General features: G+C 52.0%; 1 protein-coding gene. It reads left to right on the top strand.

Annotation, left to right across the window (positions count from 1 at the left end):
• A protein-coding gene (locus KNP06_RS15050; protein WP_214712935.1) for an IS3 family transposase occupies positions 1-1566 on the top strand; the annotation gives its coding sequence in 2 pieces (ribosomal slippage) (positions 1-635 and positions 635-1566; 1567 coding nt annotated over the 2 pieces). This gene is flagged as partial in the annotation.
• Positions 1567-1612: the final 46 nt, after the last annotated feature.

Genomic DNA, 1612 nt, shown 5'->3' with positions numbered 1-1612 from the left:
GAGAAGTCGGCATTCGATCGAACAAAAACTGGCTGCGCTGCGCATGATGGAAGAAGAAACCTATACGTGGAAGGAAATCATGGAAGCGCATAACGTCTCTGAGAATACCCTCCGGGTGTGGAAAGTGAAATTCGATACCGGCGGGATCGACGCGTTGAAGGAATCGAGGACCTGGAGACATTACACCAAGGAACAAAAGATTGCCGCCGTCCGTGACTATCTCGATGGGGCCACCACGGTGGAAGTCCTCTCCAACCATCAAATCAGTGATGGATCTGTTCTTCGAAAATGGATTAAGAAGTATACTAGTCATAGCGAGTTAACAGATTCGAGAAAAGGGATGAATCGAGCTATGACAAAAGGAAGAAAAACTACATTCGAAGAGCGCTTCGAGATCGTGAAATACTGTTTAGAGAATGGACGCAACTACCAACAGACCGCGGAACAATATCAGGTGTCTTATGGGCAAATCTATGGCTGGGTCAAGAAGTATGACACGGACGGGGCAGAAGCGCTCCTGGACCGCCGTGGGCGTACGAAGCCAGAGGACGAACTAAGTGAAGAGGAGAAGCTGAAACGCCGGATCCGGCAAATGGAGCTTGAGAACGAACTTCTTCGTGCGGACAACCTGTTCCTAAAAAAGTTAGAGGAGATCGAGAGGAGGTCGTGATCAGCCAGGTACGGCTACAGCAACGATATATCGCCATCAAAGAATTATACGAAGAGGAGGCCATCTCGGTCGTCCTCCTCTGTCGAGTCGCCGGCATCTCACGGGCGGCTTATTACAAATGGTTGAACCGCACCATACCGGTGCGTCAAGAAGAGAACGAGAAGCTTCTGGAGGACATTCGTCTACTCTATGACCAGGCGAACGGCACATACGGGTACCGTCGGATCACGATGACAATTAATCGGCTGCGCCGGCAACAGAGCCTGTCCCCATTCAATGAAAAGCGAATCTATCGCTTGATGCATAGCCATGGGATCCAATCGGTCATCCGCCGGAAGCGGAAGAGACATAAGAAGTCAACGCCGCAACATGTGGCCGAGAACCTGATGAACCGAGAATTCAGTGCGTCCCGCCCGGACGAGAAATGGTGCACCGACGTCACCGAGTTCAAGTATGGGACCGGGAAGAAGGCGTATCTGAGCGCGATCATCGACCTGTATGACGGCTCGATCGTCGCCTACCGCATCGGAAGGTCCAACAACAACGGGCTCATCTTCCAGACGATGATGCCAGCCATCGCGGGGCTCCGTACAGGAGCACGTCCGATGATCCATAGCGACCGAGGGTTCCAATATACCTCAAGAGGGTTCAAACAGATGGTAGAAGACGCAGGAATGACCCGCAGCATGTCCCGGGTCGGGCGTTGCATCGACAACGCCCCGATCGAGAGTTTTTGGGGCACCTTGAAAGTGGAGATGTACTACTTGCGTGAGTTCCAGGCCTATAGCGAACTCACGAGGGCCATCGAGAACTACATATCGTTCTACAACCACGATCGTTTCCAGAAACGACTAAACGGCTTGAGCCCTGTCGAATACAGGTCTCAAGCCGCCTAGGCTGGTTTTCATTATTTGTCCTGTCTACTTGACAGGGAGCACTTCA

It is taken from the genome of Exiguobacterium sp. s21 (assembly GCF_018617975.1).
GTDB classification, from domain to species: Bacteria; Bacillota; Bacilli; order Exiguobacteriales; family Exiguobacteriaceae; genus Exiguobacterium; species Exiguobacterium mexicanum_A.
This window is presented reverse-complemented; position numbering and strand designations above follow the sequence as displayed.